Annotated in this window: 17 protein-coding genes; 9 read left to right on the top strand and 8 right to left on the bottom strand. The window is 59.9% G+C overall.

Annotated elements, in window-relative coordinates; genetic code table 11:
* Positions 1-44: 44 nt before the first annotated feature.
* Positions 45-1136, top strand: a complete 1092-nt coding sequence (locus tag RLW55_RS07425) for a tellurite resistance TerB family protein (protein WP_423416018.1) — start codon at positions 45-47, stop codon at positions 1134-1136.
* Between the two features lie 86 nt (positions 1137-1222).
* Here the strand turns inward: RLW55_RS07425 and RLW55_RS07420 are convergent, their stop codons facing one another.
* Genes RLW55_RS07420 through RLW55_RS07410 form a run of 3 tightly spaced genes read right to left on the bottom strand, consistent with a single transcriptional unit; the run spans position 1223 to position 4201 of the window.
* Positions 1223-2329: an HlyD family secretion protein gene (locus RLW55_RS07420; RefSeq protein ID WP_414464090.1), complete on the bottom strand. Its 1107-nt coding sequence runs from the start codon at positions 2327-2329 to the stop codon at positions 1223-1225.
* Positions 2322-3074 (bottom strand): ABC transporter ATP-binding protein, encoded by a 753-nt coding sequence (locus RLW55_RS07415; RefSeq protein ID WP_409561249.1) that lies wholly within the window; start codon positions 3072-3074, stop codon positions 2322-2324. Before RLW55_RS07415 ends, RLW55_RS07420 begins: the two co-directional genes overlap by 8 nt.
* Positions 3071-4201, bottom strand: a complete 1131-nt coding sequence (locus tag RLW55_RS07410) for an ABC transporter permease (protein ID WP_409561250.1) — start codon at positions 4199-4201, stop codon at positions 3071-3073. The genes RLW55_RS07415 and RLW55_RS07410 overlap by 4 nt, the downstream gene beginning before the upstream one ends.
* A 283-nt stretch (positions 4202-4484) precedes the next feature.
* On the opposite strand from RLW55_RS07410, the gene RLW55_RS07405 reads away from it, so the two are divergent.
* On the top strand, positions 4485-5204 hold the full coding sequence (locus tag RLW55_RS07405; protein WP_013949798.1) for a DUF2147 domain-containing protein: 720 nt from the start codon (positions 4485-4487) through the stop codon (positions 5202-5204).
* 144 nt (positions 5205-5348) lie between these two features.
* Here the strand turns inward: RLW55_RS07405 and RLW55_RS07400 are convergent, their stop codons facing one another.
* Complete coding sequence (locus tag RLW55_RS07400; protein WP_013949799.1) at positions 5349-6242, bottom strand: alpha/beta hydrolase; 894 nt, start codon at positions 6240-6242, stop codon at positions 5349-5351.
* Positions 6243-6733: 491 nt separating this feature from the next.
* Here RLW55_RS07400 and RLW55_RS07395 point away from each other — a divergent pair, with 491 nt between their 5' ends.
* The 3 genes from RLW55_RS07395 to RLW55_RS07385 all read left to right on the top strand — a co-directional run bounded on the left by RLW55_RS07395 (position 6734) and on the right by RLW55_RS07385 (position 9225).
* A complete protein-coding gene (locus RLW55_RS07395) occupies positions 6734-8551 on the top strand; it encodes a hypothetical protein (protein WP_423416017.1) in 1818 nt (605 codons plus the stop codon).
* A 105-nt stretch (positions 8552-8656) separates the two neighbouring features.
* Positions 8657-8872, top strand: a complete 216-nt coding sequence (locus RLW55_RS07390) for a hypothetical protein (RefSeq protein ID WP_013949801.1) — start codon at positions 8657-8659, stop codon at positions 8870-8872.
* A gap of 143 nt (positions 8873-9015) precedes the next feature.
* Positions 9016-9225 carry a hypothetical protein gene (locus RLW55_RS07385; RefSeq protein WP_409561253.1) on the top strand — a complete coding sequence of 70 codons (210 nt, stop codon included), beginning with the start codon at positions 9016-9018 and terminating at the stop codon, positions 9223-9225.
* Here the strand turns inward: RLW55_RS07385 and pabB are convergent.
* Both pabB and RLW55_RS07375 read right to left on the bottom strand, forming a co-directional pair.
* Complete coding sequence (gene pabB, locus RLW55_RS07380; RefSeq protein WP_423416016.1) at positions 9202-11097, bottom strand: aminodeoxychorismate synthase component I; 1896 nt, start codon at positions 11095-11097, stop codon at positions 9202-9204. The genes RLW55_RS07385 and pabB overlap by 24 nt on opposite strands.
* A 121-nt stretch (positions 11098-11218) precedes the next feature.
* The gene (locus RLW55_RS07375; protein WP_013949804.1) at positions 11219-11434 is read right to left on the bottom strand and encodes a 2TM domain-containing protein; all 216 of its coding nucleotides are present in this window, start codon (positions 11432-11434) and stop codon (positions 11219-11221) included.
* Between the two features lie 208 nt (positions 11435-11642).
* On the opposite strand from RLW55_RS07375, the gene RLW55_RS07370 reads away from it, so the two are divergent.
* Both RLW55_RS07370 and RLW55_RS07365 read left to right on the top strand, forming a co-directional pair.
* A complete protein-coding gene (locus RLW55_RS07370; protein WP_409561255.1) occupies positions 11643-11840 on the top strand; it encodes a hypothetical protein in 198 nt (65 codons plus the stop codon).
* A gap of 413 nt (positions 11841-12253) precedes the next feature.
* The gene (locus tag RLW55_RS07365) at positions 12254-12661 is read left to right on the top strand and encodes an NUDIX hydrolase (protein WP_409561256.1); all 408 of its coding nucleotides are present in this window, start codon (positions 12254-12256) and stop codon (positions 12659-12661) included.
* Positions 12662-12667: 6 nt separating this feature from the next.
* Here the strand turns inward: RLW55_RS07365 and RLW55_RS07360 are convergent, their stop codons facing one another.
* Entirely contained in the window at positions 12668-13918 is a 1251-nt protein-coding gene (locus RLW55_RS07360; RefSeq protein WP_423416015.1) for a DUF763 domain-containing protein, read from the bottom strand.
* Between the two features lie 52 nt (positions 13919-13970).
* Positions 13971-14198, bottom strand: coding sequence for a hypothetical protein (locus RLW55_RS07355; protein WP_423416014.1), 228 nt, complete (start codon positions 14196-14198; stop codon positions 13971-13973).
* Between the two features lie 299 nt (positions 14199-14497).
* Here RLW55_RS07355 and RLW55_RS07350 point away from each other — a divergent pair, with 299 nt between their 5' ends.
* Entirely contained in the window at positions 14498-14713 is a 216-nt protein-coding gene (locus RLW55_RS07350; RefSeq protein ID WP_409561259.1) for a hypothetical protein, read from the top strand.
* Positions 14714-14725: 12 nt separating this feature from the next.
* The gene (locus RLW55_RS07345; protein WP_409561260.1) at positions 14726-15085 is read left to right on the top strand and encodes a hypothetical protein; all 360 of its coding nucleotides are present in this window, start codon (positions 14726-14728) and stop codon (positions 15083-15085) included.
* Positions 15086-15281: the final 196 nt, after the last annotated feature.

Genomic DNA, 15281 nt, shown 5'->3' with positions numbered 1-15281 from the left:
ATACCTACGTTGCAGGCCATGGCTGCAACAGAAGGACCCCCGCTATGTTCGACGCCAAATCCATTCTGGAAAATATTGTTAGAGGTGCCTCGCCTTCCGGAGCCGGCTCATCGCCGCAATCGGGTGGCGGTCTCGGAGACATACTGAACGACATATTGAAAAACGCTGGCAGCGGTGCGGGTGGAGCGCCCGCTGGCGGAAACGGCAGCGGCGGCCTCGGAGATATCCTGAGTCAGATCGGGAAAAGCTTGTCGCAAGGACAGTCGACATCGTCTGGCGCGGGCGCTACGGCCGCGCCTTCCGGCTCCAATCCCGAACTCGGCGATATTCTTACTCAGCTCAAGGACAAGCTTGGGCAGGCCGGAGGCGCCGTAACCGACGGCGGCAGTATTGGCGATATTCTTGGCAAGGTTTTCACGCAGGCGACGCAGGGAGTGAAAGAAGGCTCGTCGCGCCTTGGCGAGGCGACAGGCGCAAATGATGCGCTCGGCCGCCTTGCGTCTGATCCGCAGGCAGCTGAAATCATCAGCAAGCTGAAAGGCTTCATCCAGAACAATCCCTACACGGCAGGTGCCGCTGCGGGTGGCTTGGGCGGACTGTTGCTCGGCACGCAGACGGGACGATCGCTTGCGGGCAGCGCGGCGCGGCTTGGCGCTTTGGCGATGATCGGCGGCCTCGCCTACAAAGCTTTGCAGAACTATCAGGCCGGACGGCCGCTCGTCACGGGCGCGACATCGACGGAGCCGCCGCCGGCTGGATCAGGCTTCGAGCCTGCCGCCGTCAGCAACGATGCCGCCGTGCATTACATCCAGGCGATGATCGCCGCGGCGCATGCCGACGGACGGATCGATGTCAACGAGCACGACAAAATCATCGGCAGTTTGAAACAGGCGGGCCTCGACGGCGAGGCGGAGGCGTTCTTCGCAAGAGAACTCAATAACCCGGCGTCCGTCCAGGACCTCGCGGATGCGGTCAAAAATCCGCAGGAAGCGCTTCAGCTTTACACCGCAGCGCGCATTGCAGTGGCCGATAACTCGCCTGCCGAACAAGCATTCTTGTCGTCGCTTGCGGCCGCGCTGCGGCTCGATCCGAAACTTGCGGCGCATATCGATGCGACTGCAGCGGCTGCCGCCTGAGTGATCTTCGGCACGCTTCAGCTCAAAAGAAAGGGCGCCGGCATAAACGCCGACGCCCTTTTTGTTTTCATCCCAAGATAACGCGATCAGTTCGTCTTGGTCGTCGAAGGCATGCTGGTCGCGGCTTCGTTGTCGAGCTTGAAGAATGCATCGACGCGCATGCCCGTGAACAGCGGCGGGTGACCATCGAGCGCGATCATCACTTCGACGACCTCAACGTCATTCGGACGACGCGGGCCTCGGGTTGCAATGCGCGGCGCACCGAGCGACTGCGAGATTGACGTGACGGTGCCTTCGAACGTCTTGTCGGGGAAGGCGTCGGCCTTCACGACGACACGCTGGCCGACGTGAACCTTGGCGGCGTCGCGCTCTTCGACTTCGGCGCGCAGGCGCAGGCTCGACATGTCGCCGAAGACAACAAGAGCGCTGTCCGGCGACGGGACGGCCGTCTCGCCGACGCGGGCGAGGACGTTCAAAACCGTGCCGTCGGCAGGCGCGCGAATGCGGGTCCGCTCAAGTGCCAGTTCTGCCGACGTCAGATCGGAGCGCGCCAGCGCAAGGGAGGATTCCAATCGCTGCTCGAGCGGCATGTTGGGCTCTTTCTCGACCTGAGCGAGCTTATCCTTGGCGGCTGCCAAAGCTTTCTTCTTCTCGGCCAGATCCTGACGGGCCTTGTCGACGGCGTCTTCCGGACCATCGGCGGATTTCCAAGCGCGGTAAACCTTATCGAACGTTTCGTGCGCGTCGAATACAGCCTGCTGAGCCTTAAAGACGGCGTCGTCGGCATTGCGGCGATCAAGCGCCGGACCTGTTGCCGGCTCGTCGGCGCGCTCACGCTCGCGGACGCTCGCCTCGGCGGCAGCGGCGTAAATCTTGTTGTAGTAGTCCGCGTCATCGAGACGGATCAGAAGATCGCCTGTCTTAACGATGTCGTTGGTCTTGGCGAGGATTTCGACGATCTTGCCGCCGACTTCGCTGGCGATGCGGACCTCGCCGTCTTTCGGCTCGACACGCGCGGTGGCGGAAGCGGCCCATTGCGGTGCCGGGGCGGTCGTGTCGGCGTGGGCCGAGCCCGCAATATTCGAAAACAGGGATTCGGTTTGTGTCAGGGCGTTGACGCCAAAGCCTCCGACAAGCGCAATGGTGGCGGCAACCACAATGGTCGCGACCGCCGGATCAATCTTCTTAAGCATGCAGCTTTCGCCTCTTCGTCAAATCCGTAATTTCGGGGGAATCGATACCCTCCGGCCGGCGTTCCTCACCGACGATTTTACCGTCTTCGATGCGCACGACGCGATCGGCATATCCGAGCGTTCGTGGATCGTGCGTCACGGCCAACACGCTACGATTTTGCTCCTTGGCAATGCGCGACAGGAGCGCCATCACGGCGTGGCCGTTTTCGCTATCGAGAGCGGCCGTCGGCTCGTCCGCTAGCACTACGGACGGGGAACTTGCAATGGCACGAGCGACAGCAACGCGCTGCTGTTCGCCACCAGAAAGATTGCGCGGGTAGTTCGTCAGCCGGTGTCCAAGGCCGACTTCGCGCAGAACCTCTTCGGAGCGGCTGGTGGCTTCGAAGCCTTTAATGCCGCGGACGTCGAGGGCAATACGCACATTTTCCAGCGCATTAAGCGTCGGAAAGAGGTTGTAGGACTGGAAGATGAAGCCGATGTGATCGCGGCGGACCTTGGCCAACTCTTCGGCCGAGAGACCGTCGATGACCGTGTCGGCAATGCGCAGGCTGCCCGATGTCGGCTTCAGAATGCAGCCGAGAATGGAGAGCAGCGTCGTCTTGCCGGAGCCCGATGGTCCCATCAGCAGCGTCAGCTCGCCGGGAACCAGGTCGAGCGAGACGCCCTTGACGGCGACCACCAAACCGGCGCCCGAGCCCAGTTCCTTGACGATATTTTCTGCGCGCAGGACAGGTGTTATGGTCATCTCGAAAACACCGTGGCCGGATCTATCTTCGTGACCTTGACGATGGCCGAAAGCGCCGAGATCGCGCACATGAAGAGTGTCAGTGCGAAGAGCCAGAATGCCAAACCAGGGGTCATGACCAATGGCAACGACGAGTTCCTACTGAGGTAAAGTATCAATAACGCTATCACCATACCCAGGACATATCCCATGACCGCGCTGAGCGCCGCCTGAGCCAGGATGACCTTGTAAATGTAGCCTCTTGAAGACCCTAACGCACGCAAGGTCGCGAATTCGTGAATGTGGTCTTTCGTGCTCGAATAAAGGGTCTGCGCCACGATCACCGTACCCACGAGACTGCCTAGAATGGCACCGCCGATCAGGGCCAGACCGGCGCCGGTCCGGAACAGCCACTGCTTGAGGCTACGCGATTCAAACTCGTCTTTCGTCAGCACGTCAGCTGAATCGAGACGGCGCGCGAGGTCCTTCTGCACCTCCTGGACGTTTGCACCCGGAACGAGCTTTACAAGCAGGAACGTCGATTTGTCGTCGTCAGCGCCCAGAAGCTGGCGCGCGCGGTTGAGCGTCGTGTAGGCGTAGGGCGACTGGGTAAACGACCGGATGCCTTCCGTCAGCGCGCGGATCTTAACGCGGCCGTTGGCGACCTGGGCCGTATCGCCGATGCCGGTGATGCCAAGCTCGCCAAGATAAGTCTGGTCGACAGCGATTGCGTCAGGCGCCTTGATGTCCTCGATCGTGCCTTTGGTCAGCGACCACGGGACAAGACCCTGGTCGTCGGCATCGGCACCGATCAGAACGACGCGCGAGGAGCCGCCCTCGGGCTTACGCCATTCGGCAAAGGCAACGACGATCGGAACGACGCTTTCGACGCCGGGGGTCGCGAGAGCCTGATGCCGCTCACGGTCTCCCAGCAGCAGGCCGCCGTCTTCGAAGCTTTTCGCGCCGTATGTGGTGATGATGAGATCCGCGTTCGAGCGCGCAATGTTTGCCGTGATCATGCGGCTCGAACCGAGATACAGACCAAGTTGCACAGCCACGAGGACAATCGAAAATAAAATGCCAATCAGCGTCACGGCGAGGCGGACGCGGTCATGCAGAAGATTACGAAGCGCGAGCGTAAAAACCATGTGCCTGCGGGGTCTCTCAAACGTTTCCAAAGGGGCTGCCGGCCCAAACTCGGCGCTGACCTGAAATCGAACAACGGCGCGCCCATGCACGCCTGGGTCGTATAGCGCTATTGGCTCGTCGCTACTACAGCGAAACGCTTATTCTGTCCGCGTCACGTTTTGCCAGAATTAGCCGCTAAGCATCTTATACGTAAGGCCCAAGACAAAATTACGGAAGCCTTAGCGAGGGTTTAACAAATAGGTTCCAATGTTTTGCCTCTTTCGCGGCATAGGAGTATGAAAGTTGAACTTTCATCTGCGGTTTATTGTCATGCGTTGCTTCAACATTGCGAATTGTTCAGGCGCTGCAATCGCTGCCGCGGGATTTTTACTCGGCTTTACGATGCAGGCGTCCACCGCTGCGGCTGATCCGAAGGAAGTCGGCGTCTGGTATGACGACACCGGCAAAGGCGCGGTCAAGATCGAGATCTGCACGCCGACGACGCTCTGCGGGAAAATCTATTGGCTCAAAGAGCCGATGGCTGATGACGGTCAGCCGAAGATAGATCGCTATAATCCCGAGCCCTCGAAGCGTACCCGACCAATCTGCGGCTTGCCCGTCTTGGGCGATCTGGAGAAAATTTCGGATGGCGGCTTCGACAACGGCTGGGTCTATGACCCCAAGCAGGGCAAATCCTTCAGTGTAGCGCTCGATTTGCTCGGCCCAGACACGTTAAAGGTGACGGGCTACAAGGGCATGCGCTTCCTGGGCAAGTCCTTCATCTGGACGCGTGCGCCTTCCGACCTGCCGTCATGCGATTCGCAAGCGGCACTTCCGCCGGTGCCGGTGCCTGTTCCTGCAGTTCGCAAGAAGCAGGCTTCGAACGCGAAGAAGAGCAAGACGGCGTCTGGCGCCTCCAAGCTCGGAGCCGCCGACATCGCCAAATCATCGCATCACAAAAAGAAGAAAGTTGCGAAGGCGGCCGTTACCGCCGAGCCTCCGCCAGTCGCTTCGAACCCGTGATCGAAGCGGACGCTTGATTACCGGAATTGTCGGTGGCCGGGGTTGCCCGGGGGTGACTTCAACTGACCTCTCCCGGCCACAAGTCGTGGCCGGAAGGGCTGATAGCATTGCGATTGTTGTGACAGGAAACGCCTGGAAGAGCGGCTACTCAGCCGCTCCCAGTTGCTTTGAATTCGTCGACGAGACGGCTTTCTGCACGGCGACCTTGTCGGCCTGACGCGCAAGCAGTCGATCAACAAATTCCGTCGACCGATCAACGACATACCCGCGCTGGCGATCGAGCGTCACGAGGTGATAGCTGTCGTCGAGAACCGAGACTTCGACCAAGCCACCGAGGCGTCGCTGAAGCGCCATCGTATTCTTGATGTCGCTCTGGTCGTCGTGACGAGGATGGAAAATCAGCGTGTGCAGCTTTACGAGCGGCAGCATCGGCCGAACGTTACGCACGAGTGAAAGGAATTCGTAGACCGTGCCGCCACCGCGCTCGGTGATGTCGGCCGGCATGTTGTCGGAGCCACGCAGCGACTCAAGCGCGAAGTTACGAACGCGCTCGTCCTTGATGCCGTACGGTGCCGGCGTGCGGAACTTGAAGAGTCGCGCCGTCCACTTGTCGGTGACGAGGTGGAACAACTTGATGGTTTTCGGAATCGCCCAGCCGTTGACGGAGAGCGTCGGGGCGAACAGCATCAGGCCGCAAGCTTGATCCTGCCGGTATGCGGCAAGCCGCAGAGCAAGGATCGAACCGGCCGATGCACCGCCGATAATGATGTTGTCGCAAACAGTCCGCATGTGATCGAAAGCGGCTGCGACCGACTTATACCAGTCCTGCCACGTCGAAAGCCCGGAGACGTCGGTTCCGAAGGTCAGACCTGGAACAACGGGACAGTAAACTGTCATTCCCTTGCGCGACATCGCATGGGCCACTGCTTTCATTTCCAGCGGCGAGCCGCCGAGAGAATGAATCAGCAGGATGCCCGAACGGCCGCCGGGGATGTACAGACTTCCACGAGGGGCCTGAAATTTTTCTTTGTTTTTCATTACCTACGTTGAACTCGTTATTTCCCTGTCGGTGGCTCTTACGACGCGGTGGCTTTGGATGCCAACGCAACTTTGTCGCGTCGCCGCAGATTTGAGCTTTCTTGCAGATACCCGTACTTCAGACGTGATTTGTGAAGCTATTACGAAGTAACTGAAAACGCCATAGCTTTTGACATCCGCTTACTTCCGTTTGGTTAAACAGGACTTCATGCCGCGGCCTGACTTCCCTAACACGTTGCTGCATTGCGGCATACTACGTGGTGAACGCCGCCGCTGTTACCAAGGGTACCGCGTTAATCGCTCCCCGATGAACAGAACATTACCGAACTGTGCGGATCTCACTCCAAATCCCGGTACCACAACGAATAAACCTGGATTTAGGTTCAGTCGTCACTGGTCACCCGCATTGGGTCAATTATACTTAAGAGTGCGTTACCGGCCCCGCCCTGCGGATGCCTACCGGTAGATGACAAGGCTGGGACTGAGCTGCAGTGATTTTTTCGTTACGCCCGCCCGTTTCGCTGCTCACCGCTGCAGCCCTAGCGCTCGGGCAGCTCTCGTCCCTGGCTGCCATTGCCGACCCGATCAGCCGCGCCGACTATGAGGCCTGCCAGGCCAAGGACGATGCCTCGCTGAGGGCCGCCGTGGCCAGGATCGTAACGGACGCAATCACGAACGGCACCAAGTCGATCGACTATAAAGTGCTCGTCGCCGACCAGTGGCGGCAGCGGAATCTCGACCAGATCATCGACAACCGCGTCGACATCGCCGTCGCCGAGGTGACGAGCGAAACGAGTTGGTCAGAACGGCTGCAGTCGCTGGCCTACAGCGAAAAGTCGCAGAAGCTCGCGACCATGGTGGCGGAACGCGTTTATCGCTCAGATGCCGTCAAGACCGGCATCGAGGACCTAGCTGCCGGTGTCGCCAAAGAGGTCGGCAAGACCATCGAGTTCGCAAGCTCGGACGCGACCGGCCCCCTGCTCGATTGCCTCAAGGCTTACGTCGGTCCGCGATACGGCGGAGCGGTCGCCAGCGCGCTGGCGGGCGATGCGAGCAAGGGCATCATCGTCGATCCGAGTAAAGGCTCCGGCGACGTCTCGACGGGAGCGATGCTGAAAGAATCGGGCGCCGGACTGGCCGGCGCAACGATCCTGATCGTTCGCCGTCAGCTTGCAAACCTTGCCGAACGGATCGGCCAGCGTCTGGTTGGCAGCGTCCTGTCGCGGCTCGTGTCGGTGGTCGCGGGGGGCGTCGGGCTTGTCCTGATCGCGAAGGATCTTTGGGATTTCCGCAACGGCGTTCTGCCGATCATTGCTGAGGAGATGAAGGCGCCGGCGACGAAGGACAAGGTGCGCGACGAACTGGCGAACGCGCTTCAGTCGCAGATGAACGATAACGTCAACGAGATTGCGCAGGCCGCCGCCGATCAGGTCATTCAGGTTTGGCAGTCGTTTCGACGCGCGCACGCCCTTGTACTGCAGCTCGCCGACCAGAATGGTGCGTTCAAGACTTTTCTCGATGGCGTGAAGCCCGAGGCATTGCCGAGGCTCGATGAAGTGGTCTCGATCCTGGTCACGTCGGAAGGCGAACCGTCTATCTTGAAGCGGCTGCAGGACGGCACGCTCAATTCGGCCGTTCATCTGATGCCCGACAAAGGCATGGAGATCGCCCGCGATCTCAAATCCATTCAGGCCGGGCTCGATTGGACGGCGCTGGCGGGCGACAAACTCGGCAACGTCGCCGATTATGAGTTGCATAAGCGGATCAATCCCAAGAATCTTACCCGCGCATCGCTCGATAGAATCCTGGCGCTCAACGACCGGTCCGCAATCCTCAAGATCGCGAGCGTGCCGCCAGACGCCCGCGACATGCTGTTCACACTCAATTCGTCGGCACTGGACAGTCTGCTGCGCTCGTTGTCGGAGGATGAGCTGAAGGCGCTGGCGGGCTATCTTTCAGGGTTGAAACCTGCCCCTCGTGAAAAAGTCTTGCAGGTGGTCGCTGCCGAGCCCGCGAAAATGCAGATCCTGGCTGCGCGCACCGTCCGCGAGCGGATCATTTCCAGCAGCGACCAACTGGCGGCGGTTAACATGATGCTGGCGCCCGATAAGGGCTTATCGAGCAAAGAGCTTTTCGACGACAGCCGGCTGGTCTGGGAAGGCCGTGTGGCCCCTCTTCTGCTCTGGGACAAACATCCGCGGGCCGTCGCCCTCGCCGGGTTCCTGGCGCTCATCGTCATGATCTGGCTTGCCCGGCTGTTCCGGCCGAGGCGGTTTTCCCGGCCACAGGCCGACCGCCCTTCGGCTTGAACGGCCGAACCTTTCCACATCAATCGATGAAGTCTCATCTCTGGTGTGATCGGCGCCTGCTATAAGGATTCGCGATTTGGACCCGCGAACAAAAGGGGGGCGGACATGCGCGTTCGATTGAGAAGCGAGGAGGGAACTCACGATATGGGATTGAAGGCGCCAAGCATCATTACTTTTATGCTGTCCGTGATTTTGACCGTGGTTGTTCTGATGTCGAAATTTTTCGGTGCAGAGATCCCGATGCTAACCGGAAACGAGTCCTGGGCGATGCTCGTGGCTTACACCATCCTCATGCTTGGCTGCATGGTACGGGGCATGTAGAGGCGCTGAGCTATGCGTCTTGCGTCTAGTCCGAGCTGTATCAATTTATGCCGTTTGTGAGGCCTCCGTTTGCGCGTGCGCAAGGTGTCGCGCGGCATCCGGTGGACTGGAGAGACGACATCTCGGCGCGTATCGATCAGGACATGCCCAAGGAAATTTCTCAGGTCTTTGCACGTCGCGCGCGGCTTTCATCTAAAGCCATCGTTGCTGCGATTGCTTTGACGTTAGCGGCTCTGGCCGCCATGTCGATCGCCGCCCGGCAGGACATCAAGACCTCGGTCATCAACTTTAAGCCCGGCAGTCAAGTATCTGTCGAAACCGGATCAGTCTTAATTCCGGTTGTCGACCGATAACGGCGGCACAAGCGGTCCGGCACGTACCAGACCGCGCACCGAATTTCCTAGATAGATCGTCTTTGCGGCGTTGGCGTCTTCGATCGTAAGACGCGCCTCGACAGCCCGACCTTCATCCAACAGTGCCGCCCGCAGCGTGCCGGGCAACAGACCGGCTGCGAGGCGTGGCGTCAGGAGACGTCCGTCGCGCTCGATAAAGATCGAGGTGCGGCTACCTTCGGCCAACTCACCATTTTCGTTAAGATAGATCACTTCATCGGCACCAAGGGTGTCGTGATAGTGCTTCCATTCGCGGTCGTAGAGTTCGCGCCGCGTGGTCTTGTGATAAAGGAAAAGATCGGCGCTGTTGATCCGCGTATCGGAAATGACGTAGCGCATGACCGCGTCGGCCGCCGTCTCTGGTTGTGGCGTTGCGGTTGCGGAAACGGCGCCGTCTTCATCCAACAACAAGCGAACGCGCAGTCGCTGATCAGGCGCCGTTGCAATGGCGGCGTCGATCGCATCCCGCACCTTCTCGGCATCGTAAGAAAAGCCGAAATATGCGGCGGAGGCGGCAAGGCGCGCGAGATGATAGCCCTTCAGCCAGAGGCCGTCTCCCGGCACGTACAGCATCGTTTCGATCAGCTCGAAGCGGCGCACGGGATCGGTCAGGAATTTCATTTTGAGCAGGCACTCGGCGTATTCTTTCGGGCCATCGGAATCGGCGACGACGCCCGAACCGATGCCCATTTCGCCGAAGCCCTTACGGTCGATGATGGCCGTGCGGATCGCAACGTTGAACTGCGCCGACCCATCCGGTGAAAACCGGCCGATAGCACCGCAGTAGACGCCGCGCGGCTCAGTCTCCAGCTCCCGGATCAGTTCCATTGCACGGATCTTTGGCGCGCCCGTGATTGAGCCCGGGGGGAAGATCGCTTTCAGAATATCGACGATGCCGATGCCGTCTTTCAGACGGGCTTCGACGCCCGACGTCATCTGATGGAGCGTCTTGAAGGTTTCAACGGTGAAGAGATCGGTGACGCCGACAGACCCGAGATCGGCGATGCGGCCGAGGTCGTTGCGCATCAGATCGACGATCATTAGGTTTTCGGCGCGGTTCTTCACGTCTTTCGAAAGGGCGCTGCGCACTTCGGCTTCGCCTTCGGGCGTACCGGCCCGCGGGGCGGTCCCCTTCATCGGACGCGTCTCGATGATGCGGTCATGCTGCTTGATGAACAGCTCGGGCGAGGACGACAGGATCGTCACATCGCCGGTATCGACGATGCCTGCGTAGGCGACCCGCTGTTTCAAGCGGAGATCGCGATAGAGCGCGAGCGGCGAGCCCTGAAGGTTGAACTTCGCCTTGAACGTCAGATTGAGCTGATAGATGTCGCCGCTTCTGATGTTCTTTTGAACTTCATTGAAGCGCTTCAGATAAGAACTGCTATCCCAGCTATGTGCCAGCTCACCGAGCGTCGGATTGCCGATCGCTTCCTCGGTCAGCCACCGCTGGACCTCGCCGCCCGTCAGCTGACGCGGAGCCTCATACAGCCCAAACCACAGCAGCGGCACCTTGCGTTGTGTCGGCAAGAGGTGGGTCAGTTTCGGCTCAAGCAGATAGCCAAGCTCGTAGGAGAAAAAACCGGCAGCATGCAGTCCGCGACCGATGCCTGCCTGCAATGCCGCGAGCGCGGGCGCGACCTCGTCCGCGGCATCGGCTCTGATGATTTCGGTAGGGCGCTCGAAAAGCTCTGAGATCGCGTCCAGGCTGGTGCTGTTGTCGAGCAGCACAAAGCCCTCGGCCAATGCCGGTGACCGTATCGGCGCGTCTAAGGTCGTCTTGAGCGGCGCTGGACTAACGGTATCAGGAGACGTTCGAGAATTTGACTGCATGCGCCCGCTTCTAGCGCGGCGGCCAGGCGATTGCCACTGCGCGTTCGCACTCAGCAGGTCTGCGCGACTGCTGCACGCCGTCGCGCCGGAATGGCGTGGCCGGCGGCCTCAGCCGCCCCGCCTAACGGCTCATGCGTGGGATGGGGCGTCTTGGCCGGCCCAGCGCTTTCGAGGCGGCATATCCATGGGCCGCTAGACCGATGCCCCAGCCGAGCAACGGCCAGAAGAACCAGATGTGCGCGGGGTTCATGAGATTGACGGCAATCAGGATCGCGTTGACGATGACGTAGGCGATCAAGTGAAACTTGAAGCCTTGGTCCTGAAGAGGGTTATGCATCGTGATCTCCATTCCATCTTGCGATTGCTCAGCATGATGGCATTCGGGGGCAGCACACATATATAACGGCGAAGCTGGCAAATGCGTATAGTTTATCGTGACCCGGCATGGGCCCAGCGCAAAACTGAACTGTTCGGCAGGCACACGCGTTGATATCGGTCAGCCCGGATTGAAAAGAAAATCGGCGAACGTTCGCGGAGTCCCCCCTATGAATCGCGAGAAGCCCAAGGCAGAAGTCGACAAAGAACTGGACGAAGCTCTCAAAGAAACGTTTCCCGGCAGCGATGCGATTGCCGTCGACAGCCGCGACGACGAGCCGGTGCGGCCAGCTGATCGGAAGCCGCCGATCATCGACAAGGCATTGGTCGATAAGCTTGCCGAAGAGGCCAAAGCAAAAAAGGACTGATTTCGGTCCTGCCAGCATGTCCCAAAGTTTTGCTTTGTAAAGGCTGTTATGGCGTGCTCGGGGCCGCCGGGGCGGGTCCGGAGTTCGCCTCCTGCGAAGACTGCCTGGACGCACCAATTCCGCTTAGCAAGACGTACCACCCTGCCAGCGCGACGCCGATGACCAGCACGATTACAGCCAGCCATGAGGAATTTACGGTCGGCCGCCCCATTTCCAAATCGTCCGGGTCGCGGCGAGGATCGAAGTCGGAGATCATCGCATTTTCTCCCAGATCGTCGTTAGTGCGTTAACAGAGTTATCTAGAAATCGGTTCCGATCCGACGTTTGCTATACGACGTTCAGACAATTTGGTTGATGTGCGCAATGTCAAACCTGTATTCGGGCCCCTAAGACACAGGGCGGGACATCTTTTCATGACGCTTCGGCAGGTTGGCGCACTACCCGTGCGAAAATTGCAGGGTGGAGGTTTCGAAGTGCTTCTCGTGTCGTCGCGGGAAACCCGGCGATGGGTCATTCCGAAGGGCTGGCCGGCAAAGCGCCTAAGCGATCCCAAAGCCGCTGCGCGGGAAGCGCAGCAGGAAGCCGGCGTAACGGGCAAGATCCGCAGCCGTCCGATTGGAACCTATCGCTACAGAAAGAAGATGCCGGAAGGCACCTTTCGCATCGTCGACGTCGATGTCTATCCGCTTTTGGTCAAGAAGCAGCGCAAGAGCTGGCTCGAGCGCGACGAGCGCGTCCGCGCGTGGTTTTCACAGAGCGATGCCGCGCAGAAAGTCCGCGAACCGAAGTTGAAAGAACTCATCGCGCAATACGGCACCTGAGTATCGCTAGCGCGAGCCGCTGGCTTTATCGTCTGGTTCTTTCTCCCAGCCAAACACCGAGAGACCACCGTAGTCCGGCGAACGCGCACGCTCACGGGCGATGTGCACTTCGAGGGATGGACCGCGTGCGGAGCTTTCGAGCCGCCGGGCTTGATCGTCGAGGCGTTTCAGCGCCGCGAGCATTTCGTTGTTGCCAAGCTTCGCTTTCTGCATCGCCGATTTCAGCACGGTGATCGTTTCGTCGTAGACCTTGACCGGAACAGGGAACGGTTGGCGATCCTTGCCGCCGAGCGCCAGGGAAAAGCGACCCGGATCCTGAAAGCGATAAGGTGCGCCGTGAACAACTTCAGCGACCATCGCGAGCGACTGCACCGTTCGCGCGCCGACACCGGGCGTCAACAGTAGCTCCGGAAAATCGACAGGCCCACGCTCGGCCGCGGCCGCCAATGTGGCGTGCAAGCGACGGGTGAATACGTCGCTCGAACGGACGTCGTGATGCGCGGGCATGACGAGGTGCGGCAGCGATAGCTGGGCTGACGGCGCTTCGGGCGGCATTTCCGTCTGCAGCTCTTTCACGATCCGGTCAGGACCTAAATGCGCGAGCAGATCAAGCTGCGCGGCACGCGATTTTTCCGCTCTCCGATCCGTGAGATTTATGATCTCGCCTTGCTGCGGCCCTTCGATCGCGGCATGCGGCTGATCGACAAAGCTTGCCAGTGCGCCAGAGTGCCAATGGTAGCGCCGGGCTTGGCGTCTCTCTCCATTCATGCCTTGCTGCACGACCGTCCAGCGGCCTTCGCGCGTGACGAAAAAGCCGTGAAGATAAAGATCGAAACCGTCCTGGACTGCGGCGCTATCGACTTTCGCAACGAGGCGGCTGGCGCGGGTCAGGCCTTGCGCATCGAAGCCGATGCGCTCGCCGAGCAGGTTCAGTTCATCGGGCGTTCGCCGCGAATGCCGGCCACGGCCGCCGCAAACATAGATGCCCAGATCGTCCTTGAGCGGCTCCAGGCCGCGTTTCAAGGCGCCAATGACGCTCGTGGTGATGCCCGAGGAATGCCAATCCATTCCCATGACCGCACCGAACGACTGAAACCAGAAGGGATGTGCCAAACGGCCGAGCAACTCGTCTCGGCCGTAATGCTCAACAATCGCCTGACAGATGACGGCGCCGAGCGTGGCCATACGCCCCGCAAGCCACGCGGGAACGCGTCCGGTATGAAGTGGAAGATCAGCGCTTCCTGTGCGACGAGCCATGGAATCGTCATCGCATGTTCGTTCGCCGATCGTCAAACGTCAGATGCAGGCGTCAGACGCGTGACCGCGAATCGTCCTGCGCATCGTTTTTGGGGAAAAGCGATAAAACGGGACGGCGCGTTTCGCTCCGCAGATAATGCACGGTCGGAGCGGGGCGCTGCGTCGCGGATACGTCCGACAGATCCAAATCGCGAATCGCGCGCTGAAAAGCGGCTTCGTATTTCGCCTTTTTTTGCATACGGGACGCGCGGGCCCGACGGGTGAATTCGCCCAGCTTCATACATCGATCCTGTGTTGTAAGGGTCCAATCGGAGCACCGGCGGGACATGCTCGCCGGTGCTCCTTACATGGGCGGAGCCTATCGCTCCGTCCGACGATGCTAACGCGCTATCCGCCGACTCGTTCCACACGTTTGTGCAGGCAGCACTTCAACGCCGACTACTGCTCATCACACGATGAACCGACATTGATGAACCGACATGGAAGGCAGGGCGCAGTGCTGTCGGACCGATCGAACTCGGCCGGAGCGATGTCGAAACCAACTTTGGCGAGACGATCGAAGAAGACCGTAGCGAGCGCATGAATGTTGAGGCGCCGACTGCGGGCGGATCAGATGTCATCGACTCAACCGGGCTTGAGTTGATCACGGCGGCGGTGCCGATCAATGGTGCCATGGAATTCGAACTTGAAGTCGTCGCGACGCGCCGGTTCGACAATGATCTCTCGAACCCAGCTCCACTCAGTGAGGAAAGAAATGATTGCGTAGCCGTCGGCTCGGAGATTATCGCGGGATAGACGCTCGTCGACGTGGGCGGCGAGATCGATGACCCAAGCGACGGCAACGTCGTCGACGTCGTGCCCTGCACAGCATTGAGCGATACACCGGCTGCAGTCGGCGCCAATTGTGTGACGTCGGGGCTGAGTAACACCGACTCCGAGCTCGTTGGATCGATCTCCAACTGCAGCGGACTCGGGGCCGATGGGTCAACGCGGTTGTCCTCGATCGGTGCCTGGACAAACGTTGACGGCACTTCCGAACTCGACTGTACGGCAGCGGCGCTCGACGGTTGCTGGTTTTGTCCTGTGATGGGATTTGGCTGCGTCGGGGTCAACGGACTGCTGGTATTGGGATTAGTCGGCGTCAGCGGGCTCGACGTATCCGTCTGAGACGGCGGCAGTGGGGTTGTCGTCTGAGTCTGAGTTTGCTGGGTTGCGTCCTGAGCGGACGCGGCTACGGGGGCAAGTGCGACGGTCAGCACGCTCACAAATGTTGCGAAAGATTTCTGCATAAACGGCGTCCTCGTGTTCCCACCCGAAATAGGAACAAGGGCGAATATTGCCCAGTTCCCAAGGGACAGCGCAG

Origin of the sequence: Hyphomicrobium sp. B1, from assembly GCF_049532635.1 — a bacterium.
GTDB lineage: Bacteria > Pseudomonadota > Alphaproteobacteria > Rhizobiales > Hyphomicrobiaceae > Hyphomicrobium_B.
The sequence above is the reverse complement of the archived record's forward strand: the minus strand, read 5'-3'. Positions and strand labels throughout refer to the sequence as shown.

Bases quoted from the DNA above. Each gene is read 5' to 3' on its own strand.
- RLW55_RS07390 (WP_013949801.1), top strand. From the start codon at position 8,657: ATGCGCGTTCGATTGAGAAGCGAGGAGGGAACTCACGATATGGGATTG.
- RLW55_RS07400 (WP_013949799.1), bottom strand. From the start codon at position 6,242: ATGAAAAACAAAGAAAAATTTCAGGCCCCTCGTGGAAGTCTGTACATC.
- RLW55_RS07355 (WP_423416014.1), bottom strand. From the start codon at position 14,198: ATGAAGCTGGGCGAATTCACCCGTCGGGCCCGCGCGTCCCGTATGCAA.
- RLW55_RS07410 (WP_409561250.1), bottom strand. From the start codon at position 4,201: ATGGTTTTTACGCTCGCGCTTCGTAATCTTCTGCATGACCGCGTCCGC.
- RLW55_RS07425 (WP_423416018.1), top strand. From the start codon at position 45: ATGTTCGACGCCAAATCCATTCTGGAAAATATTGTTAGAGGTGCCTCG.
- RLW55_RS07415 (WP_409561249.1), bottom strand. From the start codon at position 3,074: ATGACCATAACACCTGTCCTGCGCGCAGAAAATATCGTCAAGGAACTG.
- RLW55_RS07360 (WP_423416015.1), bottom strand. From the start codon at position 13,918: ATGGCTCGTCGCACAGGAAGCGCTGATCTTCCACTTCATACCGGACGC.
- RLW55_RS07350 (WP_409561259.1), top strand. From the start codon at position 14,498: ATGAATGTTGAGGCGCCGACTGCGGGCGGATCAGATGTCATCGACTCA.
- RLW55_RS07365 (WP_409561256.1), top strand. From the start codon at position 12,254: ATGACGCTTCGGCAGGTTGGCGCACTACCCGTGCGAAAATTGCAGGGT.
- RLW55_RS07385 (WP_409561253.1), top strand. From the start codon at position 9,016: ATGCCCAAGGAAATTTCTCAGGTCTTTGCACGTCGCGCGCGGCTTTCA.
- pabB (WP_423416016.1), bottom strand. From the start codon at position 11,097: ATGCAGTCAAATTCTCGAACGTCTCCTGATACCGTTAGTCCAGCGCCG.
- RLW55_RS07375 (WP_013949804.1), bottom strand. From the start codon at position 11,434: ATGCATAACCCTCTTCAGGACCAAGGCTTCAAGTTTCACTTGATCGCC.
- RLW55_RS07370 (WP_409561255.1), top strand. From the start codon at position 11,643: ATGAATCGCGAGAAGCCCAAGGCAGAAGTCGACAAAGAACTGGACGAA.
- RLW55_RS07420 (WP_414464090.1), bottom strand. From the start codon at position 2,329: ATGCTTAAGAAGATTGATCCGGCGGTCGCGACCATTGTGGTTGCCGCC.